Raw genomic sequence first — 23,901 nt, 5'->3', positions numbered from 1 at the left:
CATAATGTTTGATTATTTTTCCAAAGGCTTGATCACATTCTGATAAAATCGGTAAAGCATAAGGAACATTTGGCCTCGAGTTAAATTTTCATTTCTACGATCTTCAGTAATGACTTTTTTCCACTTTAAAAAATCAATTGAGTCGACCATTTCCTTTTCGTAAACAATTTGTTCTGGTGTTTTTTGTTCCATTATCACTTCCACCTTCTTTTCTGGTAAATTCAAATATTTCGCAACACCTCTTGCATACGATGCAGCCATATCCTTAATAAAATTATTATTCTTTAGCAAGTCTGCATCTTTTGAGTCAATATAAGCAATTTCAGTTAATACGGCAGGCATATTAGTTTGACGAACTACAGCAAGATTACCTTGTTTCTTGTCGTCACCATGTGGGCCTAATCCATATTTTTTAGCAGTGGCAAGAGCCTCAGCGTTAATGCTCTCTTGTAATTTCACTGAACCAGCACTTGGCTTAGTATAGATATAGGACTCATAGCCCGTCCCGCCACCAGCATTCACATGATTTGAGATAAATACATCAGCATTGGATCTATTGGCAATATCAGTTCGTTCAGATAGTTCTAAAAAAATATCTATGGTCCGTGTAAGTGAGGTTTCATGCCTTGTATAATTTGCATCAAGGTATCTTTTCATTTCTTTTGAGATATCCAATGTAATATTTTTCTCTTGTAAGCCATTTCCGACTGCCCCAGGATCTTTTCCTCCGTGTCCTGAGTCAATAATAATTTTCACCATAATAATCACCTCATATTTTATTTATATGAACAAAAAAAGCCATCCGTGTGGACAGCCTTATTTAACGTTTTCGCTTTTCTCTACTTTGATTTCCTTTTGAAGCACTGCTACTTCCTTAATCAATTCAGCTTTATCAAGCACTTTCAATTGAGGATTACGCTCTAAAAAATGCTCTTTACCGATAGGTTCCTTATTTAATTTCTCTAATGCGTTATATAGAATTGGTGGTATAGGTAAACCAAGTTGAGCACCATTTTCTAAGATAGATATTCCCTCATTCACAATGAAAAATGAGGTTACACCAATAATGATTAGCCCCTTCGAATCCTGCCCAGCTACATGTACAATGTATTCAACACCGCCAGCCATTCCGATTAACACGATGACTGCTACCTTTTTTATGACTCCAGACATACCAACTGTGCTATTCCAAGACTTGGTGACAAAGCTTCTGAGCAAACCTGTTGCCATGTCTAGGAGCATAAAAAAGACGAGTACAATTACCCACTCGTCAATAATTCCTAATATATAAGCTAAAAAGCTCACTACAAGCGAACTAATGCCTTTTACTCCTGCTATTTCCAATCTCTTCACCTTCATTCCTCCTCTTCCACTGATCCCCCTTAACTTGATCCAGTAAAATTGGACATTTTCTCTTTTTGTTTTTGTGTATGTCTAGGTTGTTTTTGCATAAAAAATACACCTCAATGGGTGTTTGGTTTACTGCACTTAATCTTCCTGATGTGACTTTAAGCAACGATTAAATCTTGTCGTTTCTTAGAAATTAAATAAGTGTCTATGCCTTCTTTAAGATCTAGTCGTTTCGACAAAACATATTCGTATGTGTAGGCTTCGTCTATAATTCTTTGCGCCATGTAGCCAGCCATTATAGTGCACCTCCTAGGATTAAATCATCTAGTGCTCGTTGCATTAAATTCTGTTTTTCTTTTAGCTGTTGGAGCTCTTCTTCAGGTGTAAGTGGTGGTTCAATGTAGTTTTCATTCGTTGTTAAGCTGTTTCCGTCGTAGCATTGTTTAAGGATTTCGAAATTAAAATCATTCGCTACATCATAAATATTGTAATCATCCGCAGGTGAAAGAAAAGTGTCAGGTTCCACTTCAATCAAATTACGTGGATTATCTATCGCACCTAAAGAACAAGCCATTACAATTGCATTATCATTTTTTCTTGTTATTAGTTTCATAATATTTTCCTCCTTGTTATTAGAGTAGTGTCGTTATTTTCACTTTACCATTTGTTGCCACATTTTCTTGAGTGACAGCAGGGAAATTCTTTCCCGCTGTGTCGCCTGGATTAAAAGTATCAACTTGGTGTACATAATCATGAATTATGATTGCCATAGGTGTAGAATAATTTGTTTTGGAACTTAATACAATTCTTGGCATATCATCATAAGAAACAACGCAACTTGTAGGATAAGATACTGCACCAGACGATATACTACTTAGTTGTTCAGTATATTTCAATGTTCCTGTAATTGCATCTGATGTCCCCCATACGGCGGTTTTAAGGTAGGTGCTACTTGTTCCATCGATAAAACTACGATGTACGTCATTTGAGTCAAGCATAAACTTAATGTCTCCATCAAGGTCAGATGCTAGATCCGAATAGATGCGTGTATCAAGTCTTGTTAGAGTTAGGTCATTTATAGACTTCGGAACTCTAAACTTATGAGTAGGGGAATAATACCCCCCAAGAGTTACCATTTTCACAGTATAGTAGGTTTCATCTTCATCAATGATTCTTAGGTCACTAGTAGATTTGATGGGATATGAAGAGTTACTGTACGTATAGCTATATTCAATTGATTTATTCAATATCGTTCCGTTTCTTTTGAGCATATAGTAATAGGATGGATCTGCATTTTGAGATCTTGTAATAAGTATGGCGGTATTACTATCTACTGATTGTAGAGCCACACCATTAGCAGAAACGTTACTAGAAACTCGCAACTCCGTACTCGGCGTAACAGCTCTACCGCTAACATTAAACAACGTTGCATAAGTTTGACTAGACCTATGATAAGCGCAAATTCCATATGTGTTATCTAACATTGTAATAGAATAATCTTGACTAGAATTCGTACTAAGTTCAGTTACACTACCTAAAGTAAGCGTCTTTTCTACTACATTAATATCGGCAATTACAACTGCATCGGAATTTGTAACAGGCGCCCTCATAACAACTGCCAGTTTAGATTTATCGGGCGTTAAAGTTGCGTACATATATGAAGGGATAACATAAGAACGAATAAGTGTTGCAGTGGTACCAATGATTTCTAATATAGAAGCGTAGCTTGTGCTGTTGTTATTAGTTCCACCAATAACAATAAACAAAGTATCAGTAACTGACAATATTTGAAAATTAGAGCTGAATGAATAGCCAACACCTATGCCCATATCTATATATCGTACGGTGGTTGTGAAACCATTATATTTCTTATTGTTAACTAAAGTATTTTTAGAAAAAGCCTTGATTGCTTTAGAGTAGGATTCAGAACTTCCAACTACTTCTAACCCTCTCTTCCCACTAAAAATCCCGCCATGATCTCGAATATCGTTCATACTTACACCTCACTTACTAATTCACCATCAGGATCATAAGACAAGGTGAAAGTATCAATTTTTTCAATAGCTACACCATCTAATGCATAATAAGTGATTGTTCTTGTTGTGTATTGTGGGCTTGATCCACCACTTAATACTGATTTGATAGCAAGGGTGTTATCGCTTTTTCTTTTATATTCAACAGTAGTAAATACTCCATTTGCATCTTTCCCACTTTTATTACTTGAAAATGATGACTGTTCAATCTTTTTTCTTGCTCCGTCAGGTGTTTCTTTTCCATTCCAAGATGTTCTTTCAACAGCAGTAATGTGCTTCACTTCATCCGCCTGATGTCTAGCAACTGTTTGCTCTACATTTGTAGTTTTTTGATCAACTTCGGACAATTGATTCTGAAATTGCGAAATCTGATTTTGTAAATTGGCTGCCACATCTCCACTTAAAATGTCTTGTATTGTAACAAACCAAGCATCAAAATCGGATCTTTTCTCCGCACTCCAATTATTGAAATCCTGTTCTTGAAGCAACTGCCATGAATTAAATTCTGCTGATCTATTTGCCGAATAATTATTAAACCAAGAAAGATACTGATTAAAAATAGTGGTTGTATCAACTTGATTTACTGTACCGTGGACGATTCCGCATAGATCATTATTTAGTCTTGTATCCGTGATGTTAGCTTGAGAAATGCTAATTGCGCCGTTGTTAATAAATACGTCAGCCAAAGCTAACTCATAAGCGTCTGCATCACGCTGTAAAGCAGGTGCAACTGGATTAGATGCAAAAGTACCTTTTTTAACCACGGGAGCAATTTGTCTTAATGAAAAATCTAATCGTAATACAATGCGATCTACACGCTTAAGTACACCATCAGCAACATCATGCTGCAGTATATAATCACTGTCATTGACAATATAATAGCCATTAATCCATCCCTTCCCAGCTTTAATAACTGTTTGCATACCGTTGTATCCTAAAATTTGCATCCCTGTAGATGGGTTTGGAAATACTCCGTTTCCTATAAAAGTAGCGAAATATGATGCAAACCATGGAGCGTTGTATTTTCTGTCTCCGTTAATACTGTTAAAGAGACCACTTGTAATCGCCATTATTTCACCGCCCTCTTTACCTTATCTAAAAATGAAGGGATATTACTGCCAAAATTGACTTGCAGCGCTGTTCCCTGTTTAGTTGTTTTTTCGATAGCTGATGTAATCCTGGTATGCATGATAATGCCAAGGTCATCATTTTTCACACTGACCTTATCGCCTATAAAATAGTCCACACCATAAACTTCATTTGAATAAAAATCTATATCACTCTCAAACGTGACAATTTGAGGATACTCTGACAATTTGCTTTTGCCACGCTCAGATAGTAACTGATTGTATTCTACGGACGAAATTGTAATTTCCTCATTGTTATCATCGGTATAGGTGCTCTGTAAATCTCTTGCGTCCACAAATAGTTCCACACGATCCCAACCGCTAATTTGATCATTTACAGAGATGAGAGTTCTTGTAGCTCCTTCGCCTTCTCCTGCCACAACGGCAACGTTTTTAAAATCGCTATCTGATTCGGTATAGTGCTGGCGTAAGACATTTTCACGATCCTTCGAAAAGATCACATGTGGATTGACTGACTGCTCTGCGCTCCGATCTTCTCCCTGCCACACGTCAAGAATAAATTGTTTATTGTGGACGTCCATTAATACGGACCAAGAAACATCATGTTTGTTTGCAACCTCATATAAAAATTCATCCAGCTGATTTCCGGTTCCCACTTCTTCAGTATTGATAGGTATACCTGTACTGCTAGAGATAAAGAGATTAGATATTTTTCTATTTGGGTTAGACGGGTTAACTGCATTGACCAAAACGAATGATTTCATGACATTTTCAACGTTTCCTTTAAAGGACTGTTGTCCATATAGCAAGCGTCTAGAAAGAAGCGTATTAAGTGATGGTGCAATGATCTCAAGTTCAGTGCTTTTTTCATCTCGATAATCACGTGTAAGGATTAAATAACCATGTTGCAAATCATCAGCCTTGGCCAATATGTGTCCTTTTTGTAAGAGTTCAACTGTTTCTCGGTTGCCTTCCACAATCATGTGAAGCTGACCCATTTTCGTGTAATGCCGCTGAATCTCTATCTCGACAAAATCATCTATTAAGCCAAGGCGATTGAGATTTCTATCAAATACAAACAAATCCATTTGTCACACTCCCAACAATCTTGGTGTAAATGTCATGGATACTTCGAGATTGTCCAATCCTTCTACTGCATCATATCTAAAAAGGTTATCTCCTAGATCGAGCTGTAAATATGTACTGGATAAGTCTAATAGATTGAATATATTACTTTTTACACCGTTTCTTATAAGCGACACACGCTTACGTCGTTTATACGTACTAACCTCGATTACATCACCTGGGAGCATGGTTGTATTGATTTTCAAAGATTCATAGTCATAGGTATTAACGTTTACTAAGGATGGTGTACTGAGAGTTCCAAGCGCTCTAAAGCGTATCATCATCCCTGTGGATTCCTGCCCATCATTAAATACATTAACGATCAATGATGGCGCCCTGTACCCCATTTCAATGCCATCCTCTGGTATTTCTAATGGGAATTCAAAGTTTCCTACCCATAAAGCAATATCTACTTTTTTCTCGTTCTTAGAATAAAAATACGGATCGTTAGCAGAGAACTGAAGAAGTCCTCGTTGCCAAACTTGGTTGTCATTTTCAAAGCCGATCGGAAATGAAGGAGCACCTTCTAAATTGGCATTAATGTAATATTCTTCGCCTGCCTTTGTGGTAATATCTATCCGCAAAGGATTGGCTTTCGGGTTAAATACCTTATACGCCTGATTACGTTTTTCTTCAATCCACCACGGATCTCTAATGCTCTTATGGATGATAAAAGGAATCTCAAAATCCTTATTATTCAAGTTAGTATTTTGATAATGGGAGCCGTCCACAGTCGTTTCTGTATAGTTAACGGTCGCTGATAACCCACTAAGGGCAAAATCTTCATGCAAACGAAAATGGCGACCGAATGTAATCGAATCGCCACGATTGTTTGTGATAGTCATATTCTTAATTATCATTCGATCACCTTCCTAGAATTCAAAAGCTAGTCTTCTTAAAATTCTTTCTGTACTTCTTGATGTATCAGTATTTCCGCTAATATGAATGGTGTTGTACATCTTTTTAGACTGATCAATCGCATGACTTGTAGAAGTATTCCCTTTTGATTGCAACATTTCCCCTGCACTGTCAGCAAGGTTTCCGTAGACATTGTTCATCGCGCTTTTTAATTTAGCTGTGGACTCTCGAATACTCTGAATCAATCCCTCATTGATATTAATCCCAAATCCTTTAAAGACTCGTGAAGGAGAATTAATGTCTAAAATATTTGTGAACGTATCTTTAACGCTATTAGCTATTTCAGTCAATTTATCGTAAACAGCCTGAGCTTTACTTGTAATTCCGTCGATTAAACCTTGGATAATATTTTTCCCGATTTCCTTCAAATCAATATTTGTTAAAAATGACTTTGCTTGCTCCCAAATCTCCGCAATTTTTTCCTTCGCTGCTGTCATCTTTTCTTGGACTGCATCCTTTAAAGCTTGGAATTTATCTCGGACCGTATTTTTAATTTGCTCAGGAGCTTCGGTTGAATTTGTTTTAATCCCATTCCATATCTCTGAAATCTCAGCTTTGGCTGCTTCCATTTTTTCCGATATAGATGCTTTTAACGCTTCAAATTTTGCTACAACTGTATTTTTTACGCTCTCCACAACTGTATTTGCTGTAGACTTTATACTATCCCATACACCAGATAGAAAGGATTTTACCGCATTGAAAACGGTAGTGGTGTTATTTTTCAAATGTTCCCATGCTGTCGATACAAATCCTTTAATCGCGTCCAAGGCTCCACTGAATATCTTCTTTAACCCTTCCCACATTCCCTTTAATGCGTCGCTCATATTTTGGAAGATTTGGGTCGCATGCGACTTCATTCCTTCAAAATCAAGCGTGATTAGATCAACCAGTAATAAAAGAGCGCCTATAAAAATATTTTTAATAAGCTCCCATGCGCTTGTGAAATACTGTATTAACCCATCGAAGATAGAAGAAACTCCATCTTTCATATTGTTAAAGAAATCTTGTACACCTTGAACAAATGGAGTGATGATAGCAATGACCGCGCTGACTATTGCATTCCACACTGTTGAGGCAATGGACTGCAATCCTTCCCATGCTGCTCTTGCTCCTTCTGTAATGGATGTCCATGTACTTGAAAAGAATTCTGTAATGCCGCCCCACACACTAGAGGCTTTTTCGCTTATGGAAGTCCATAGAGAGGAAAACCACTCGGCCATTCCTCCTAAAACAGATGATGCCGTTTCTGATATCGATTGCCATGCGTTTGATAAGAAGTCTTTTATAGACCCCCATACTTCTGAAGCATAGGCGCTGATTTCACCCCAGTTTTTATAAAGAAGAACACCAATGGCGATTAATGCGGCTACGGCTGCTATTGCAATAAGTATAGGAGCAGAGATGGCGCCGATACTAACCCCTAGCGCGCTAGCTAATGTTGAAATGGCTGTTATTATTGGTGCTAACGCCATGATTGTACCTACTAATATGCCTATTGCTGTAACAATTGCTGTGATCGTGGCAGCTAATTGAGGATTTTCAGATACCCAAGTAGCCACTTTAGAAATAACATCAGCAATTACAGCTAAAACCGGTTCGAGAGCTGTTTTTAAATCTGAAAATGCTTTATTTAACTGAACAGCCGGATCAGCATTCAATGTATCCATTTGCGATTGTAAGTCGCTCGTATTTTCTGTAGTTTTATCAACAGCACCCGCTACATCTTGATATACAGCAATCATATTTGGACCTTGGTCTTCCCATTTGGTACCGAAAACTTTTGTGGCTAAATCGTTTTGAAGGGTTTTGTTGTCAATTCCGTCCAGCCAAGTAGCAACTTCCCCCATCGCTTTGGATCCCTCGTCACCACCTGCAGCTACAGCCTTTCCCCAATCTTGGAATTTGTTTGCTGAAATGCCCGTTTCTTTGACCATACCTTTTAATTCATCGTTCATTCCAGAACCGAAACCCGCCATCGTTAAACGAGCTTCTTTTACACCATCATTAAGGTTATCGATATTCCAAGTTTTCGTATCGATACCAGCAGCAAATATGGCTTGAATTTCTTTTGCGCTGAATCCAGCCAATTGCATTTGTGTCCCATACTCACTAATCGTGTCTAACTGTTCAGGTGGGAAACCTGCTTTTAAAAGCGCATTAGTAAGAGCGATGGCTTCCTCATTAGTAACTCCGATTGCAGAAGCAATTTCATTTGTTTCTTGGATTAATTCATTAAAATCCACACCCGCAAATGAAGCTGCAACTGTCCCGGCCATTTTTACTAATGCTGCGTTTTGTTCATCGGTAGCGTCCTTATTTAAAGCCCATTGCCTCCTTACTCCTTCAAGCGCTGCCTCACAGTCTACCCCATATGCTTCAACTTGTCTGACGGCTTCTTTCACAGAGGCAATCGATTCTGGAGGAACATCCATGGAAATTTCTATTTTTGTATCCAAACTTGAAATATCCAATGCTTGTTGGATCGCTCCTGCAAGACCACCACCAGCAATGAGAGCTCCTGCCACTCCCTCGATGCTCCCTCCTAAATCGTTGACTGATTCTTCTGCTCGACCTGCCTCTTCTTGTAATTGTTGAAGGTCACGCCTAATGTTCTGAATCGAATTTCCATCATCCACAGAGGTGAGTGTGGACCGTAAACGCTCAATGTCTCCGCCCGACCCAATCGCTTGCCTTCCAATTCGTTGAAATGCATATTCTAAGTCTCTGGAGGTCGCTGTACCGTTATTAATAGCTGTTACTAAGCGATTCCCTATGACGTTCGCATAGTCTTGCACAGATGTCCCTGTGGCATCAAAAAAGGCACCTAGTTGCCTAGTGCCTTGACCGACTCTCTCCTGCTCCATGTCCATGTCAGATAGGGACTGTTGGTATCCTTGTAGTTGTTGTTCTGTCTGTTGTAATTCACGGCGGAATCCGCGATATTGCTCTTCGCCAATGTCACCACGTTCAAACTGCGCCTGTACTTGCGCCTCGGCTGCTCTTAACTGATCTAATTTATCAGATGTAGTTGAAATACTCTGAGCTAATAGTTGCTGCTTTTGAGCCAATAATTCAGTATTATTGGGATCGAATTTAAGCAACCTTTCAACGTCTTTTAATTCTTTCTGGAGGTCTTTACTTCGATTATTTACTTCTCGAAGAGCACCCTCTAAACCGACCGTATCCGCGCCTATTTCAATCGTGATCCCTTGAATTCTACTTGCCATATTCTCACCTCACTTTTAAAAGGAGTCGAAGTCATTCTGACTAGCCTTACGCTTTTTGTCCTTGGCCGGCTTCTGCATTTCGACATACTCGTCAATATAATCCAGACACATACCGATTGTCATATCGTTAAGGTCATCATGTGATAGACCTACTTTTCTACATAAAACAAGGAACGTGTCCGTAGAGATGGGCTCTCCAGAACTCGTTCCTTTGTCATTGTTTATTTTTTTTTACCTTGAATAGTATGGGTAAGAAGATCCTGTGTTTCAGTGATAACATCCACGAGAGGAAATTGATCAAATCCATCCAGCCAAGTCAGTGGATCAGGAATCTCCTTATCAGCCGTTTTAGCCAAGACCCAGGTAAAGTTATAAAACAGATCAAAATCGATGTATTCTATTGAATCGATATCGACCTTACCTGAATCACCATCAAGTTTCCCCCTCTTACCTAAATTAAGGATTTCGTTAAAAAAGTCTTTTCCGAATTGAGCCTTATAACGAAGTGCAGTTGCAGCTGTGCTCTTCAATCTAACTTCTTTACCGTCAATTACGATTGTCTTTTCCATTCAATCATCCCCTTATACTATTGGTGTTTTTTCGTATACTTTTGTGTACCACGCATCATAAACAGCCCCAGGCGTGTCGGCTACTGTAGATCGTTTAACAACCCCATCAGATGGTCGCGGGCCTGCAACAAGAGTTAATTCCGTTGTACCTGGCTCGGATGATGTTGTTTTCGTGTTACCCGCAAGCCCTGGACGAGACACAGAACAGCTATAAAGTACATGGCGTGTTCCTTTCACATCACCGTCGAATTCAAACAAGAATGCAATTTTCTTTGATTTGGCTGTGTTAACCTCAGTTAAAACCTTGTCCGTTTCTTCTAAAACTTCACCTAATACATCAGTACGGAATTTTTCTGGCACATTAGCAACAGTCAATGTCGTATCGTATCCTTGGTTTGTGGACGCTGTATAGTACAAAACATCATCTGCATAAAAGTCCGTTTGCTCACCTTTTGGTACCAACGCTAAACTTGTAGCTCCAGGATACTTAATAGGAGTTTCATATGTGTAAGTACCGTCAACATCTTCTGTAATTACTGCGTAATGTGCATTCTTTAAACCAAATACAACTTTATTTTCTGGCATTTTAAATCAACCTCACTTCGTATATTTTTTGTAATAATTGTTCGGATTCTATGAAAACTTCATCCGGCTGATAGGGTATTTCGTGTTCGTCTAATAGAGATTCAAGGACAGCTTCCGCAGCCAAATCCTTTTTGCTGGTGTACAACTCAATTGTCACATCGGATATTTTGTGATAGACCTTGTTATCGGCTATGAAGTTTGGGTTTCCCTCCACAAGGTAACAAATAAAAGGCGCCGTTTGAGATTCTTTGAAATGAGAATAAGCCACCGGGAAACCAGTAGCCGTTAAAAGTGTATACAATTCTGTTAAGGTCATTGTCGTATCGCCCTTTCAACACGAACCACGTAGTCAGCAACCGCCCGATCGGCAGCAGGTTTAATATGGACCTTTGCAGGCACACGACCACCACTTTTTTTAGCGTGACCCTTTTCCAAAAGATGAGTCAATCGATAATGCGTTTTATTGTGGACGATGATCTTATTTCCAACCCTTTTAGCATTCCAACCCTTACTGTACTTTCCAGTCTTTTTCGGGCTTGTCTGCTTCAATTTACTGACGAGTTCACCGGCAACCTCTTCTTTGGCGACTTCGACATCCTCTTGGACTAGATTTGCATATCTCTGTAATTCCCTAGCGATTTCATTTGTTAGACTATCAATACTAGCCACAATTTTTCACCTCACTGGCTAACAATTTATAACCTTTCCCTTGCGAGGATAGTTAGTGTTTTATTCAACTCATCATCATTGATTGGAGGCTCGATAATGTCAAAAATACGACCATTAAAATCGATTCTCATGTCCTTATTGATTCCAATCATGAAATGAATCACAAAGCGATATGTCCTTTCTGCTTGCTCCGTAGAGGCGGCAACATACTCAGAACCCTTCACAGTTTTGATCATTGCCCAAACGGATTTATATTGGGCCCAGACGGTTTCATCTTGACCAAGCTCATCTTTAACTGATGTGGATGAAAGAAAAATAATGCGGTGTCGAAAGGAGCCAGAGTTAAAATTCGGATTATATTTAAACGGCTGCATTCGGATCACCATCCAACTGGATCTCTTCGAGCGCCTTCTCGATGCCCAGGCTATTAATCTGGCTTAAAAAATTTGCATTGAAATATTCCAACGCGTCATTGTAAACATAACGAGAACGCTCAAATACAAGCTCTTTAAACTCTTCATCGACTAGAACATAATCACCGCAAATCCTTTGCAGAGCCGTTACAGACGCAGAAAGGATGCGTCTTAGATTATCGTCTTCGTGATCGCCCAAGTGCATCCTATCTTTGAATTCTTGCAAGATTTCAGAAGAGATAGTCACTTACATCACTCCTTATTTTCTTTAGGTGGTTCATCTTTCGGATCTTGTTCTTTGACCTCTTCCATAAAAGCATGTTTATATTCTGGGTGTTCTTTTGTTAATTCTGCAATGCGCTTTTTGCTAGGTTTATAACCTTCCACTGGATATTCATCACCTACACGGTAAAGAATATTGTTATTCTCTTTGTCTTTAAATGCATGAATTACTTTATACGGCATTATTTAATCATCCTTTCCTTAGACCGATGGGGTTTCTGCTGTAAAACTAATATCTAAGTCATAAACCAATGCGGCCTTATTATCTTTTGGCTTACCATTTGCAAACTGCTTGATTGTATAAAGGGTTGCATCCTCAATAGCAAGTGTCTGATCAAATTTCTTAAGCTTATATCCACCAGCAACAATTGCAAGGTATTGTCCTTTTACAAAGAAGACAGCTTTCCCTACAGGTACTTGTTCAGATTCCACAACTTGAATGTTGTAAGGTAAAGCCATTACCCATTGTCCATTCGCTGTTTGGATTGTGTTTCGAGCTTGTACACCAATTGCATCAATTGGATTAACTACCATAACTACATTGTTCAAAACATTTCTCGTTTTCCCTTTAGCATCAGTAGACAGTTCTTTAACGACTTGATATAGTTCACCAGCAACTACCTCACCATATTGAGAAGGTGCAAATGTTAATGTTCCAGATGATGTTTTATCAGATACTGCTCCATTTTCAGCAACATTTTTCAATAAACCAATCGGTTGGTTGCTACCACTACCGTTTACAAATCCATATTCTAAACCTACAGAATATGATTCTACTAACAATGTACGGGTATAACGCTCAACCCACACAGGACCTAATTCCAACATATCATTAGGAATAACAGCAAATGCAGTAAGTTTGTATTGTCCGATTGATTCTTCACGGAAAGCAGCATTTACTTGCCCGGCAATCTCACCGAATAATGGTCCCCAAGCATATGCCTTTGTTGCATCAGAATAGATGAAACGAGTTACCGCCCCCAGGTCTTGTAATCCGATTGTAGCTAGTAAAGGATGTGCAGTTGTTAAATCTTCAAATACACGCTCTTGGGTTGTCTCGGGAAGAATAGAATCATCCTTGAATCCTCCATCTAAAACTACCGCATTAAAGAATTTAGTTTCTGCAGAAGTTAGTACATTCTGTCCACGCTGTTGAAGGATGGAACGATCAAGCATTTCATCATTTACTTGATTACGAATAGCAGAAGCAACTTCTGTTTGTAGTGCATCAAAGTAATTTTCGTATGCTTCAGTTGTTTCCCGTTCTGTTACTTCCTCTTTCGATAAAACCGCCGTTAGTGCCGTTTTAGCATTTTGGAAAGCTTCTGATTTGTTGAATTTAATTGTCATTGTTTAATCCTCCATATTTTCAAATTAAAAAAGCCTCGCTGCTCTATTTTGTTTAATAGGCGTTGGCTTTTCGGGTTCCTTATTATTCAATTGATTTAATTCATTTTGCATCAATTGCATTTGAGCTTTTAGATTTGTGATTTCTTCATCATCCACCACAGTTGATGAAGTAGACTTTGTAGTAGCAAAACCAATCTCTAAAGCATCGTTTGCGCTAAACCAAGTTTCATCATCCACCATTTGACGAATTTCTTCACGAGTAACATTTGATTTTTCCATATAAATATCAATGATACCGTCTTCTAACTTTTCGAGTAAATCTGCTTGTTTACGGAAATCGTTTTTACTCCCCCAAACAATATTAGATGCTTCGTGAATCATTATCATAGAACCAAGTCCCATGATTAATTCGTCTGCCGCCATTGCAATAACAGATGCAGCAGAGCAAGCCCAACCATCAACGTGAATAGTTACCTTACCTTTATGATTTTTTAAGCGATTATATATTGCAATGCCATCAAATGCGCTACCTCCCGGGGAATTTAAATGAACTACAATATTATTTTCGCCTGCATTTTTTAAAGCATTATCTACATCGACGGCTGAAGTTGAATCCCACCACCATGATTCACCGATATCACCGTAAATCGTTAAGACTGATTCACCTTTTTCGTCATCATGGATTACTCCGAAATTATGTGGGATACTTTCTAATTGCTTGTTGTATTGCTGATTTTTGAAATTAAAACGTCGCTTCATTCATTCTCACCTCCTTCAGATGAATTCATTTCGGTATAGTTTTTCGTGATGTAATGTTTGGCCAAGTTAGGATCATCAGATTTTTCATAATCCACCTCTGACCTAATTTCGTTTCCAGTAAAAGCACCAGAAGCGATTAATTTGTCTATGCTTGTAGCAAGTTCAAAAATGCTCTGATAAGAGATACTCTTAATCTCAATTTTTTTACCGGCAAGGTATTCTTTCATTTCGAAAAACTTGACATTGCTTTCATCAGAAAGCTTTTTAAGCAAAGGCTTTACGGTAAAAAGCATGTAATTCTTTGTCTGCTTTTCCACATCGGCCATATCACCATGAAGTAAACTAACGGGAATACCAATTGCCATTGCTACTTGGTCAAGAAATCCGTTTGTCACCTTATTGATTTCATCCACACCAGGACCATTCGAGTTGCCACTAGACTTTTCATCATATTTGAATCCTGGTTGCTGAGGAATAATCGCTACATCCTTTTCACCAATTGCTTTGTACATGTTATCGATAAATTCTTGAAGCTTTGCTTGGTGAGTGGCACTTTTGGCTGCCAACATATCCATATCAACGGTACCACGAATCTGATTCTTTCTTTTTTGAGAGCTTAATATCCTTCCAAATAAATCACCATAATCAGTAAAAAGACTATCAATCAAAGGAGATAACTTTTCATTCCGATATCGTAAATGGATGACTTCATTTTGCGGAAAACTCCGTTTGAAGGTGTAGTCTTTGACAGTCACGTTTGTGAAAGTGTCCTCGAAAACAGCATATTCATTGTGTTGGAAATCATCTGCAATAAGGAGATCACCATCATCAGCTTGAATTAGCAAACACTCATTGTCATAAATAAGCTTATGGATGAAAGTTTCCCAAAAAGTACTGGCAGTCATGTTTTTGTTCGGCCTGACATTCAAGCGATAATACAATTCATCTTTTACAAGCGATTTGCCGTCTTTCACCCTGAATTCAGATTGACTTATCGTACGTCCAAGAAAGGCAATGCATGTGTCAATTGCCAGTCGCTTCATGTGGATGCGATTGGTTGTCTTTTCGAGTAATTCCATATCAAACATAAAGCCAAGCTCACTATTTTTCTTAAATATCGAATCTAGTAATCCAATTTTAATCACCCCCTTTAGAACTTAATATCAGCAAGCATAAAATCATATTCATCGGTAAGGATGTTATCAGCCTGCCACAACGCATGAATGAACGCTTGGAAACCATCTGTTTTACGTCTGAATTCATCTTTCTTTAAATACTCTTTGTTGCCATCTTTTTTGATGTGGACATAGACGTTGTTGGTATACCAGCGCATGAGTGGATTATCATCGAAAATAATATGATGATTGGCAAACATCGTTTCTACTCGGGGCGCTAAGAGAGAGTGAATAGCTTTTGGATTACGAATATACAACAACGTAAAGCCTTCTGCTTCCAGTGCAGTTTTAACCAAATCTAATCTGAAAGTATCAGCAACAATTGTATTAACACCGTATATTTCCCTCATTTCGACAAACCAGCTCACGATATGTTGAATATTTATAACAGGCTCGTCCACAATTGTTAAGAACCCATCAACTTCCCATTCGCGAATAGGCACTTTCAATTTGACGTTATCAAGGAATCCTTTACGTACAAACGAATGAGATTTCCAAATATAATCTTCACCAAGTTTAAAGAGCAGACCAACTGCCGCGAAATCCTTTATACTGGCAAAATCCAAACCACCTACACAAGTGCGATGTGACAAGTCCGGAAATGGTCTGTTTGTGGCCATAATGTCAGCCCAGCTGGCAACTGCTTTTGCTAAGTCTGTTTCAGGAAGATTCATACGCTTAGTCATGAATTCTTCACGATTGGATGGGTTATTAGCTAATTGCTTAAATTGCGTGAGAACCTTCTTGAACAAACCTTTAGCATAAGTGCTCATAGGGTTTGAAAACATTGGATTGGCTTTTTCCCACTGCTCAGTATCATCAACCTCTTTAGGATCGTCAATCTTGCAGATAAAAGGAAAAAGAGGATCATCTAAATCCTTACCTTCAAGAATATTCATAGCTCGTTCTTTCATTTTGTCTAAAAAGCCTTCACGAACATAACCATCTGTCCCAATAAAAAACTCCCTAGCATTCGGTACTTTTCCAAGTCCGCTAGAGAATACGTTAACGACATCAAAATTTTCATAACGATGAATCTCATCATAAATTACACAACCATCGCGAAGACCATCTTTAGAACCTGCGTTTGATGTGTGATATTGCAATACGCTTTTTGTATCGTTTCCATGTATCTCAACCTTTGTCCGATAAAACATGTCTTCCAATAGATCGTGAGATTCAATCGTTTCATAAATTTCTCTAAAAGAAACTTTCGCTTGTTTCTCGTTGTTGGCCACAATCGAAATATTATAGCGTTGTATCCCATGTAAAGGACTTATAAAAAAATGGCTTAAGGCAGATATAAAACCATTCTTCCCACCACCACGAGCCATCATAATTAGAAACTGTTCGTAGAATACAGAGTCATCCTCTTCGTAAAAAAGAAAAACAAATGCTGCAATGAATTTCTGAAATGGTTGTAAAGGAAAATACCACTTCTCAGCAAATTTTATAAAGTTTTCGATCATTTCATCATCAAAGTATACGTCATCACGTATTAACACGTGTTCTTGTAAATATTCAATTAGCATAATGCGTTCTTTATTGAGTTTTATCTTACCTGTTTCATACAGCTTTATATATTCGTCAACATGTCTATTCGAAATCATATGAGGTCACTAGCGCTGCGCTTGGTCTCCTTAATATCACCGAACTCAAATGTCTTTTCGATACTCAATAAAGATGCATTAATTTTATTTCGCTCACCTATCAGAGGGTGGGCCTTGGTAAAAGACTGCGATCCGTTTTTTGTAGTAACAGACTCCCCTTCTTTGTTGATAATTGTATTGATTTTTCTAAACGATTTGACCAGATTTATATAACGTTCGACTTTCTCGACCTGGACTAAATCAGTCGTATCAATCTTTCCCATAAGCTGATTCTTAAGATCTGTTATGCTTACAGCCACCTACCCACCCCCCTAACGTGAAAAAATGATGTTGAATCTGGAAAATCGAGCCCCTCCCCGGTCCCCGGGTTTCTCAAAATTAATGAAATCTTTGACCGGGGGTGTCACCACATCTCGTCATTCCACTTCGTCTGCTTCCTTTTCTTGCCGAATCCTTTTTCAGGATGCATTTTGTTATGGCAGCTAAGGCAAAGAGTTTCAAGGTTATCAAGTACTAAAGCAAGCTTCGGATGGTGTTCAATCTCGTACTTGTGATGGACGTTTAGTTCGACGCTCTTCCGTTCACCTTGTATCTTGATAGAGTCAACATGCACCATCCCTTGTCGTTTGCACTCTTGGCACTCATAGTTATCTCTCTTCAGAGCCTCGAGTCTTAGCTGCTCCCATCCACTCGACCTATAGAATTTCTTCTTCTGTTCCATCGTCTTATACTCTGGCAAGGTAACGATTCCTCCCAATAAAAAAGCACCCATCAAAATGAGCGCTAAAAATTTAAGATTTATTTAGTTCCTGTCTATCAAGTAATATTTGAAATATTTATCTATATTTTTACTCGAATAATTTCTACTAATACAAATTAATATAAAAAGAATAAATACAATACCTAAATATATCCAAGACCAAACTTGATTATTCTGTCCAAAAATTTTCAGAAACGAAATAGTTAAAACTGATATCCCCAAGCTAATAGTTACTCCGCCTAACTCGTGTTTTCTGGATAATAAGTATCTGTATCTTTCTTGCTTTTTCTCACCTTTTTCGTCTCTTGAGAATAACTCGTCTAATTTTATCTCTTTTTCAAAATACTTAACCCATCCATTTCTATACCATTTGGGTATTACCCAAGTTATTGAATGATGTATCTGGTTTAATAAGTATCCTAATGGAACACCAGCAACGGTAAGGAATGCACCAACAGCAAGTAAATTATCTGAAGTCGATACAGTTCTTACAATACCATAATTGAAAAAGAAATATGGTCCTAGTGTCATAATCATTATCCATCCAGGAATACCCCATCTTATTAGATGTTTTGCATCAAAATTCAATTGATTCTCCTCCTTGCCCTTTACTTTGACAAAGAATGACTATTCTCCTGCTTTTCTTACAAATATTATTATATGTAAGACGACATTCCCAACCTAATCACCTTCTTTCTCCAATATAATAAGCCACTGCAATTAGCGGCGGCTTAAATCATTAATCTTTGATATTACTCATCGGCTTCCAAATCAGACTCGTCATTATTTTCTATGGTATCTGCTGATGTTTCTGAGCCATCAGTTAATAGCTCCATTTGAGTTTGAACAAGTTCCTGAATTTCTCCAATATCGGGGAAAACATCTTGTGCTGCTTGAGGAGCGTTAAGGGCAGTATGTACTTCAGCGCCTTCCGATACAAACTCTGCTAACTTGATAATTGACCTAGTTAAATTAGTCTGGTACTCATTAACGTTTGATGTAATGTCTGCGTTCTCAATTAACATTTTTGCATTGAGCTCAGCCTTAGTTTTTAATTCATCCTTAAGTCCTTGCAATACTGCTTGTTTTGCGTCATCAGCTATAGCTAATCCTTTAATCACACTCTGGGTTTGTTTCCACTTTAAATATTCGACTCTGAATAACTCCGTTGCTGCTTTATAAACATACCCGAAATATACAAGCGCTTCAGGATTATTTAAGATTACTTCTATCCAATTTGATCCTGTATCAAAATTTTGTAACTTTATTTTTCCCTTGTATTTATCTATCAACGTTTGATTTAAAATAATATTAATTTCTTTTATAAAATCCGATACGTTTTCAAGATCAACATAGTCTGGCAATTTTACACTTATGGAATTCTTGTCCTGTTCAGGCAATGCTTCCTCTATGGCTATTAGAACAGTTTGTACTTTAATTTTTATAAGATTAACTATGCTTACAAAGGAATTCAATGAATCTGCTGAAACTATTACTCGATCATTTTTATCATTGTAAATTATAGTTTGTTCCAAAGCCAACTTTTCTTCCTCCAAAAATTTAAACTTAGTAAGTTCTCTCAGTGCTAGATAAATTTTAGGGAAATCATAAATTTCATACTGTTCATTATTGGCAGCACCGCGTTCTATTACTAAATTCCTTAAGTTTTCATCTAGAATTTCCTTCATAACTCGAAGTCTCATTTTTATCCCCCTTATTTGTCTCTATAGTATATATATCGACATAAGAGGACTATATTCCTGCTTTTCTTACAAAATATCAAAAGCACCCAATGATTGAGCGCTTCGTTCTTTATTGTATATTCAAATATGCCTGTTTATCTAACTCAAATACCGCATTATCCTGAGCTTCTTCTAATGTATCGCCAACACCAATAGCCAAGTAATCCCTACCGATTATTGCAGTACTATCTTCATTTTCGTCATATAAATTTAAATACACTTCCACACGATCTTCGAAGAACAGAAAAATGAAATCAACAGCGTCTTTATGCTCGTTAAACATAATACCTGTCTCACTATCTAAAGCTCCCAATCCAAAACTTTCGTCTTCCACCAACTTTTCTAATTGTGTTTTCATGGTCATCCTCCTCCTATAAAGAAAGATTCAACATTTAGGCAAATAGTCCTTGTAAAGGTTTTGTAAAATAAAAAAAGACACCCTTTAAATGAGTGCCTATCAAACTATAATATTACGGGCGAACAATACCTTGTCGTAATACAGGATATCCACCTGTACCTGGATCACCTTGCAATAACGGGCTTCCACCACTTCCTGGATCTTTCACTTTACATTCCTCCTTGTAAGCACACAATGAATGGATGCTCTCTTAATCTTATTTCTTATCGATACAATCATCACAAATGCCTTGATTGTTGTAATGAACATTGTCACTAATTTGATTATTACATTTCTTACAATATCGTTGTGGATCTTTATCGTCATATTCCGGTATTGTAGATTCACTAAAGAAGCCCATAATCACACCTCACTTTCCTTTCACCTACTTATTTCGACAAAAGGAAACAATACCCTTCTTTTTAATTAATCCTCCCCTTGCAAATATCATTTGCTAGGTAGTTTTCTTTATTGTTTTCTTTATTGTTTTCTTTAGGAATCTCGCTCTAATGAAGGAACTAGATTTACCGTCCTCCACGTGGGTACAATTAATGCTCTTTCTAAACTAGACGCTCAATAATACGGGAAACAAGCTAGGTGTATTTTTGTTGTGAGCATCTAGTTTACAAAGAACATAAATGTTGGAGGACTCTTACCCCCTTGCCCCACAAAGTAGCCACCGCAAACTAGGTGCATCAGCATAACTTTCATGCCTGTTTGACTACTCCGGTTAGCACCCTTGATATGGGATTGCGCTTATCCCAGGAATTACTTCCTGAGATAATCTTATAAAAATACGCAGAAAAAAAAGGCAGCAACTTTGTCCGCCTTTTTCTCCATATTTTGTTCAGTTTTTGTCTGGAAATCTTCGTTAATCCGAATACAACGAACTAATTATCCCTCAATCACATTAAGAATTTTCAACAAACAACCTTGTAAACTCCTCTGCAAATTTTTTCACAAAATCTCTGTCTAATGCAGTTGCCCAAGTCTCATCGCTGTCTACTGCATTTTTACTCCAATTATAGGAACCATGCATTACATATTCCAAATCAATTATACAAAATTTATCATGAAGTCTATTTGATAATTTTTCACCTTTTAATGGAACTTTCACTAGTTCAAAATTACGTTCAAAATCTTCTATTAGCCACCTATTTGTATATTCGTTTGATGTGATAATTCGTATATGTACTCCTTCTTGCTTTCTCAATAGTAATTCTTTATATATTTCCCTATCAGTAAACCAAGCAACTGCGACCCAAATTGTATATTTTGCATTTCGAATACCTTGAATTATTACTTCCTTAATCTCATTAAAAACAACATCATGTTCTTTAATTTCTGGATTATCTAAATCCACTGGTTTGGGTTTTATTCTAAATCCCCACAATTCATAATCTTGCATTGTGTCTGTTGGCTCTATATAAACCTCATTAACAACCTTACCTAATTCATCTTCAAGTTGTCTTGCTGTTGCAAGCATTGGTACTGGTACTCTTAAACAGACGAACTCACGATAATAACCAGATTTTGATCCATAGGTACTTGTTCTTTCGTATGTAATTACAGAATTTCTTAAAATGCCGAGTAATTTGTCTTTATTATCATAATCGTCATATTTCACTGTTTCGATCATTGTTTTCAAGAATTGTTCTTCTTTCAAAAATTTCATCCTCCTTATTTGCAAAATATAACCATAATATACCACAGATTAGATACTAATTTGTTTAAATCAGATTATATTCAAACAGTGTGCGATCATAAAAATTGCCTGTTTCTTTTTCTCATAATAAGATGTTTTCTGCAGGCATAAATCCAAATAAATATTGATATCATTCTGACGTTCAATATCCAGGTATTTCTTTTCGATAATTTGTCTTTCAATGCTATCAAGATTGCTCAATGCTCTCTCCATATGAAGGACTTTCATTTCTTTCTCACGGTCATTATCATATAGTTTCGGAAAAATATCTATGGTAATTCCTCTATCATTGAGTTCTTGTTTATTTAATTGCTGAATCTTTAAGGCTCTAAATAGCTTCAGTTCTTTCACAACGATAGAGCGAATTTTCTTTTCATCGACGTCTGGAAAGAAGGATAATTGATTACTCATTCATTCGCCCCCTATGGTATAATATTCCTACCAAGAATTAGACCAGAGCCGGGAGAAATCCTGGTGTTTTTTATTTCCAGCCCCAAGCCAAAGCTTAGGGCTTTTCCTATCATTCTAGTTGATCTGCTTCGTCAAAGTCTGGTGAATCAAATGGATCAACTTCATTCAGCTCTGGTGCATCAAATGGGTCCTCTTCATCTTTCTTGTTAGGTTCAGGCTGAACCTCACTCTCGTCCTTCACCTCGTCCAGTGACATTTGATTAGCAGCCACCTTTGTTGTACCGTCTTTCTCGATTGTGTACTCAATTCCCTCGTGTGGTTCATTGAATTCCTCAATAGACATTTGCGAAGGCTCGAGTAGTAAAGAAACACTTCTACCTGCATAAGGATACATCTTGTTCATTTTATCCTCACTATCACCCTTAACATTGAATTTCAATGTAGTTCTTTTAGAATCACGCTGTATGGATTTAAATTCCGCATTAATTTTCCCAACCTTGCTTGTTTCCACATCCAGATAAACGATGGACCCAGCCATACCCACCAGTTCCTGTGAATGTGGCAACTCATCTCCTTGCACATGAAACTCTAAAACTTCTTTTTTATCATCCTTTTGGATTTTCTTGAACAAAACATTTAATTGAGTTTTTGACATACTCGTAATTCCCCTTTACCCAGCCTTCTAAGGCGTTTTAATGTTTACAAGACCAATTACATTCAAATTTAAAAATAAAGCGAACTTACCACCATTCTGCATCACTTACTCATGTCGAATTGTGTCGAATGGATCTTTTTCATAATTTTTCGGTCTTTCGGAACCTTCCGAACGGGTTTCGAATGGTTTCGAGTGTTTCAGAAGGATGTTTCGAATCGTTCGGAAGTGCTTAGTCGGACTGTAAATGACGCTTGCTTTCACAATGTGCATAATTTTCGATTTGTGTTTTAAACAAAATCTTGTGTCAAAATGAGGGCTTTCCGAATATTATTTCAATATCTCCATGAATGGAGGTGTGTACAATGATTAGTCTTTTTAAAGAAATTCTAAAAGAGTTAATTATCCAAACTCTTTTAACAACAATTGAATTAGTTCTAAGATACTTTATTTAATTCTTTCAATAGAACCCGGTTCAGTCCAATGCTTCGTAAGATTGGATTGGCAGCAAGTAAGTAAAATTACAGATTACATAATAATAAAAACCTAACTTTCCACACCATCAACAAAGTTTTAAATACTCCATTTTTTATTCTTCGTCAATTTCATCATCAAGATACCTACAGCCTTAGCATTCCTTATATCCGTAGCTATCCTCATATTTATCTCCACAGGATGGTCATAGCTTTCACATTTTTGGACAATCCCTTTTGTTACAGTTTGTTTCATAAACTTCACTCCACAACCCTCTGCAACTTAGCAATCCAACCAGTCTCATGATCAACAAGGTTATATCGTACATTTTCAAAATCTGATTTAGTAAAAGCCTTATCATGTTGCTGTGCCCTTGATATAGGATAAACAACCTCGTAACCTCGTTTAATTAAATCTTCAATAGCTCGAACAATCTCATGCTGTCTTTTTCTACGGACGACTATTGCTTGAATTTTATTGGCCATATCGATAGCCTCGATTCTTATTCCAGAAAGAAAGCCAATCATTGGCCAACTTGATTTTATTAATCTCTTTCTTCCGTCTAGCCAAGGACTTCCACAACCGACGTTTCTGTTTGTCCGTCATA

The 23,901-nt window shown here is 37.5% G+C and carries 31 protein-coding genes; all 31 read right to left on the bottom strand.

Annotated elements, in window-relative coordinates; all coding sequences use genetic code 11:
* Positions 1-12: 12 nt before the first annotated feature.
* Positions 13-759, bottom strand: coding sequence for an N-acetylmuramoyl-L-alanine amidase family protein (locus tag AC1MGI_RS13230; protein WP_480345660.1), 747 nt, complete (start codon positions 757-759; stop codon positions 13-15).
* 57 nt (positions 760-816) lie between these two features.
* On the bottom strand, positions 817-1,353 hold the full coding sequence (locus tag AC1MGI_RS13225; RefSeq protein ID WP_480345659.1) for a phage holin family protein: 537 nt from the start codon (positions 1,351-1,353) through the stop codon (positions 817-819).
* 155 nt (positions 1,354-1,508) lie between these two features.
* Positions 1,509-1,646 carry a hypothetical protein gene (locus AC1MGI_RS13220; RefSeq protein ID WP_480345658.1) on the bottom strand — a complete coding sequence of 46 codons (138 nt, stop codon included), beginning with the start codon at positions 1,644-1,646 and terminating at the stop codon, positions 1,509-1,511.
* The gene (locus AC1MGI_RS13215; RefSeq protein ID WP_480345657.1) at positions 1,646-1,963 is read right to left on the bottom strand and encodes a hypothetical protein; all 318 of its coding nucleotides are present in this window, start codon (positions 1,961-1,963) and stop codon (positions 1,646-1,648) included. The genes AC1MGI_RS13220 and AC1MGI_RS13215 overlap by 1 nt, the downstream gene beginning before the upstream one ends.
* Positions 1,964-1,982: 19 nt before the next feature.
* Positions 1,983-3,344, bottom strand: coding sequence for a hypothetical protein (locus tag AC1MGI_RS13210; protein ID WP_480345656.1), 1,362 nt, complete (start codon positions 3,342-3,344; stop codon positions 1,983-1,985).
* Positions 3,345-3,346: 2 nt separating this feature from the next.
* Positions 3,347-4,453, bottom strand: a complete 1,107-nt coding sequence (locus tag AC1MGI_RS13205; RefSeq protein ID WP_480345655.1) for a hypothetical protein — start codon at positions 4,451-4,453, stop codon at positions 3,347-3,349.
* Positions 4,453-5,559: a siphovirus ReqiPepy6 Gp37-like family protein gene (locus AC1MGI_RS13200; RefSeq protein ID WP_480345654.1), complete on the bottom strand. Its 1,107-nt coding sequence runs from the start codon at positions 5,557-5,559 to the stop codon at positions 4,453-4,455. Before AC1MGI_RS13200 ends, AC1MGI_RS13205 begins: the two co-directional genes overlap by 1 nt.
* A gap of 3 nt (positions 5,560-5,562) precedes the next feature.
* Complete coding sequence (locus AC1MGI_RS13195) at positions 5,563-6,456, bottom strand: phage tail family protein (RefSeq protein ID WP_480345653.1); 894 nt, start codon at positions 6,454-6,456, stop codon at positions 5,563-5,565.
* Between the two features lie 12 nt (positions 6,457-6,468).
* Positions 6,469-9,741, bottom strand: a complete 3,273-nt coding sequence (locus AC1MGI_RS13190; RefSeq protein WP_480345652.1) for a phage tail protein — start codon at positions 9,739-9,741, stop codon at positions 6,469-6,471.
* A gap of 221 nt (positions 9,742-9,962) precedes the next feature.
* Positions 9,963-10,310: a hypothetical protein gene (locus AC1MGI_RS13185; protein WP_480345651.1), complete on the bottom strand. Its 348-nt coding sequence runs from the start codon at positions 10,308-10,310 to the stop codon at positions 9,963-9,965.
* Positions 10,311-10,322: 12 nt separating this feature from the next.
* The gene (locus AC1MGI_RS13180) at positions 10,323-10,895 is read right to left on the bottom strand and encodes a major tail protein (RefSeq protein ID WP_480345650.1); all 573 of its coding nucleotides are present in this window, start codon (positions 10,893-10,895) and stop codon (positions 10,323-10,325) included.
* 1 nt (position 10,896) lies between these two features.
* The gene (locus AC1MGI_RS13175; protein ID WP_480345649.1) at positions 10,897-11,211 is read right to left on the bottom strand and encodes a hypothetical protein; all 315 of its coding nucleotides are present in this window, start codon (positions 11,209-11,211) and stop codon (positions 10,897-10,899) included.
* Entirely contained in the window at positions 11,208-11,564 is a 357-nt protein-coding gene (locus AC1MGI_RS13170; RefSeq protein WP_480345648.1) for an HK97 gp10 family phage protein, read from the bottom strand. The genes AC1MGI_RS13175 and AC1MGI_RS13170 overlap by 4 nt, the downstream gene beginning before the upstream one ends.
* Before the next feature lie 26 nt (positions 11,565-11,590).
* Positions 11,591-11,938: a phage head closure protein gene (locus AC1MGI_RS13165; protein ID WP_480349789.1), complete on the bottom strand. Its 348-nt coding sequence runs from the start codon at positions 11,936-11,938 to the stop codon at positions 11,591-11,593.
* Entirely contained in the window at positions 11,925-12,182 is a 258-nt protein-coding gene (locus AC1MGI_RS13160) for a hypothetical protein (RefSeq protein WP_480349788.1), read from the bottom strand. The genes AC1MGI_RS13165 and AC1MGI_RS13160 overlap by 14 nt, the downstream gene beginning before the upstream one ends.
* 47 nt (positions 12,183-12,229) lie before the next feature.
* Positions 12,230-12,442 carry a hypothetical protein gene (locus AC1MGI_RS13155; protein ID WP_480345647.1) on the bottom strand — a complete coding sequence of 71 codons (213 nt, stop codon included), beginning with the start codon at positions 12,440-12,442 and terminating at the stop codon, positions 12,230-12,232.
* 18 nt (positions 12,443-12,460) lie between these two features.
* Entirely contained in the window at positions 12,461-13,609 is a 1,149-nt protein-coding gene (locus tag AC1MGI_RS13150; RefSeq protein WP_480345646.1) for a phage major capsid protein, read from the bottom strand.
* A gap of 24 nt (positions 13,610-13,633) precedes the next feature.
* A complete protein-coding gene (locus AC1MGI_RS13145) occupies positions 13,634-14,368 on the bottom strand; it encodes a head maturation protease, ClpP-related (protein WP_480345645.1) in 735 nt (244 codons plus the stop codon).
* A complete protein-coding gene (locus tag AC1MGI_RS13140; RefSeq protein WP_480345644.1) occupies positions 14,365-15,513 on the bottom strand; it encodes a phage portal protein in 1,149 nt (382 codons plus the stop codon). The genes AC1MGI_RS13145 and AC1MGI_RS13140 overlap by 4 nt, the downstream gene beginning before the upstream one ends.
* Before the next feature lie 5 nt (positions 15,514-15,518).
* The gene (locus AC1MGI_RS13135; RefSeq protein WP_480345643.1) at positions 15,519-17,153 is read right to left on the bottom strand and encodes a terminase TerL endonuclease subunit; all 1,635 of its coding nucleotides are present in this window, start codon (positions 17,151-17,153) and stop codon (positions 15,519-15,521) included.
* Positions 17,150-17,452, bottom strand: coding sequence for a P27 family phage terminase small subunit (locus AC1MGI_RS13130; protein ID WP_480345642.1), 303 nt, complete (start codon positions 17,450-17,452; stop codon positions 17,150-17,152). The genes AC1MGI_RS13135 and AC1MGI_RS13130 overlap by 4 nt, the downstream gene beginning before the upstream one ends.
* Before the next feature lie 104 nt (positions 17,453-17,556).
* A complete protein-coding gene (locus AC1MGI_RS13125; RefSeq protein ID WP_480345641.1) occupies positions 17,557-17,892 on the bottom strand; it encodes an HNH endonuclease in 336 nt (111 codons plus the stop codon).
* Positions 17,893-17,955: 63 nt separating this feature from the next.
* On the bottom strand, positions 17,956-18,501 hold the full coding sequence (locus AC1MGI_RS13120; RefSeq protein ID WP_480345640.1) for a BA5345 family protein: 546 nt from the start codon (positions 18,499-18,501) through the stop codon (positions 17,956-17,958).
* Positions 18,502-18,665: 164 nt separating this feature from the next.
* Positions 18,666-19,616 carry a hypothetical protein gene (locus tag AC1MGI_RS13115; protein ID WP_480345639.1) on the bottom strand — a complete coding sequence of 317 codons (951 nt, stop codon included), beginning with the start codon at positions 19,614-19,616 and terminating at the stop codon, positions 18,666-18,668.
* Positions 19,617-19,725: 109 nt separating this feature from the next.
* Positions 19,726-20,013: a hypothetical protein gene (locus AC1MGI_RS13110; protein ID WP_480345638.1), complete on the bottom strand. Its 288-nt coding sequence runs from the start codon at positions 20,011-20,013 to the stop codon at positions 19,726-19,728.
* A gap of 949 nt (positions 20,014-20,962) precedes the next feature.
* Entirely contained in the window at positions 20,963-21,718 is a 756-nt protein-coding gene (locus AC1MGI_RS13105; protein ID WP_480345637.1) for a phospholipase D-like domain-containing protein, read from the bottom strand.
* A 69-nt stretch (positions 21,719-21,787) separates the two neighbouring features.
* Positions 21,788-22,168, bottom strand: a complete 381-nt coding sequence (locus AC1MGI_RS13100) for an ArpU family phage packaging/lysis transcriptional regulator (RefSeq protein ID WP_480345636.1) — start codon at positions 22,166-22,168, stop codon at positions 21,788-21,790.
* A 109-nt stretch (positions 22,169-22,277) separates the two neighbouring features.
* Positions 22,278-22,823 (bottom strand): hypothetical protein, encoded by a 546-nt coding sequence (locus AC1MGI_RS13095; protein ID WP_480345635.1) that lies wholly within the window; start codon positions 22,821-22,823, stop codon positions 22,278-22,280.
* Between the two features lie 570 nt (positions 22,824-23,393).
* Complete coding sequence (locus tag AC1MGI_RS13090; protein ID WP_480345634.1) at positions 23,394-23,549, bottom strand: hypothetical protein; 156 nt, start codon at positions 23,547-23,549, stop codon at positions 23,394-23,396.
* A gap of 5 nt (positions 23,550-23,554) precedes the next feature.
* Positions 23,555-23,779 (bottom strand): hypothetical protein, encoded by a 225-nt coding sequence (locus AC1MGI_RS13085; protein WP_480345633.1) that lies wholly within the window; start codon positions 23,777-23,779, stop codon positions 23,555-23,557.
* On the bottom strand, positions 23,769-23,900 hold the full coding sequence (locus AC1MGI_RS13080; RefSeq protein WP_480345632.1) for a hypothetical protein: 132 nt from the start codon (positions 23,898-23,900) through the stop codon (positions 23,769-23,771). Before AC1MGI_RS13080 ends, AC1MGI_RS13085 begins: the two co-directional genes overlap by 11 nt.
* Position 23,901 lies beyond the last annotated feature (1 nt).

It is taken from the genome of Peribacillus sp. BM1 (genome assembly GCF_056679975.1).
This window is presented reverse-complemented; position numbering and strand designations above follow the sequence as displayed.

Bases quoted from the DNA above. Each gene is read 5' to 3' on its own strand.
- AC1MGI_RS13200 (WP_480345654.1), bottom strand. From the start codon at position 5,559: ATGGATTTGTTTGTATTTGATAGAAATCTCAATCGCCTTGGCTTAATA.
- AC1MGI_RS13095 (WP_480345635.1), bottom strand. From the start codon at position 22,823: ATGTCAAAAACTCAATTAAATGTTTTGTTCAAGAAAATCCAAAAGGAT.
- AC1MGI_RS13155 (WP_480345647.1), bottom strand. From the start codon at position 12,442: ATGCCGTATAAAGTAATTCATGCATTTAAAGACAAAGAGAATAACAAT.
- AC1MGI_RS13165 (WP_480349789.1), bottom strand. From the start codon at position 11,938: ATGCAGCCGTTTAAATATAATCCGAATTTTAACTCTGGCTCCTTTCGA.
- AC1MGI_RS13160 (WP_480349788.1), bottom strand. From the start codon at position 12,182: ATGCACTTGGGCGATCACGAAGACGATAATCTAAGACGCATCCTTTCT.
- AC1MGI_RS13110 (WP_480345638.1), bottom strand. From the start codon at position 20,013: ATGAAAACACAATTAGAAAAGTTGGTGGAAGACGAAAGTTTTGGATTG.
- AC1MGI_RS13085 (WP_480345633.1), bottom strand. From the start codon at position 23,779: ATGGCCAATAAAATTCAAGCAATAGTCGTCCGTAGAAAAAGACAGCAT.
- AC1MGI_RS13115 (WP_480345639.1), bottom strand. From the start codon at position 19,616: ATGAGACTTCGAGTTATGAAGGAAATTCTAGATGAAAACTTAAGGAAT.
- AC1MGI_RS13150 (WP_480345646.1), bottom strand. From the start codon at position 13,609: ATGACAATTAAATTCAACAAATCAGAAGCTTTCCAAAATGCTAAAACG.
- AC1MGI_RS13190 (WP_480345652.1), bottom strand. From the start codon at position 9,741: ATGGCAAGTAGAATTCAAGGGATCACGATTGAAATAGGCGCGGATACG.
- AC1MGI_RS13205 (WP_480345655.1), bottom strand. From the start codon at position 4,453: ATGGCGATTACAAGTGGTCTCTTTAACAGTATTAACGGAGACAGAAAA.
- AC1MGI_RS13080 (WP_480345632.1), bottom strand. From the start codon at position 23,900: ATGACGGACAAACAGAAACGTCGGTTGTGGAAGTCCTTGGCTAGACGG.
- AC1MGI_RS13185 (WP_480345651.1), bottom strand. From the start codon at position 10,310: ATGGAAAAGACAATCGTAATTGACGGTAAAGAAGTTAGATTGAAGAGC.
- AC1MGI_RS13195 (WP_480345653.1), bottom strand. From the start codon at position 6,456: ATGATAATTAAGAATATGACTATCACAAACAATCGTGGCGATTCGATT.
- AC1MGI_RS13210 (WP_480345656.1), bottom strand. From the start codon at position 3,344: ATGAACGATATTCGAGATCATGGCGGGATTTTTAGTGGGAAGAGAGGG.
- AC1MGI_RS13230 (WP_480345660.1), bottom strand. From the start codon at position 759: ATGGTGAAAATTATTATTGACTCAGGACACGGAGGAAAAGATCCTGGG.
- AC1MGI_RS13180 (WP_480345650.1), bottom strand. From the start codon at position 10,895: ATGCCAGAAAATAAAGTTGTATTTGGTTTAAAGAATGCACATTACGCA.
- AC1MGI_RS13145 (WP_480345645.1), bottom strand. From the start codon at position 14,368: ATGAAGCGACGTTTTAATTTCAAAAATCAGCAATACAACAAGCAATTA.
- AC1MGI_RS13220 (WP_480345658.1), bottom strand. From the start codon at position 1,646: ATGGCTGGCTACATGGCGCAAAGAATTATAGACGAAGCCTACACATAC.
- AC1MGI_RS13175 (WP_480345649.1), bottom strand. From the start codon at position 11,211: ATGACCTTAACAGAATTGTATACACTTTTAACGGCTACTGGTTTCCCG.
- AC1MGI_RS13215 (WP_480345657.1), bottom strand. From the start codon at position 1,963: ATGAAACTAATAACAAGAAAAAATGATAATGCAATTGTAATGGCTTGT.
- AC1MGI_RS13100 (WP_480345636.1), bottom strand. From the start codon at position 22,168: ATGAGTAATCAATTATCCTTCTTTCCAGACGTCGATGAAAAGAAAATT.
- AC1MGI_RS13090 (WP_480345634.1), bottom strand. From the start codon at position 23,549: ATGAAACAAACTGTAACAAAAGGGATTGTCCAAAAATGTGAAAGCTAT.
- AC1MGI_RS13135 (WP_480345643.1), bottom strand. From the start codon at position 17,153: ATGATTTCGAATAGACATGTTGACGAATATATAAAGCTGTATGAAACA.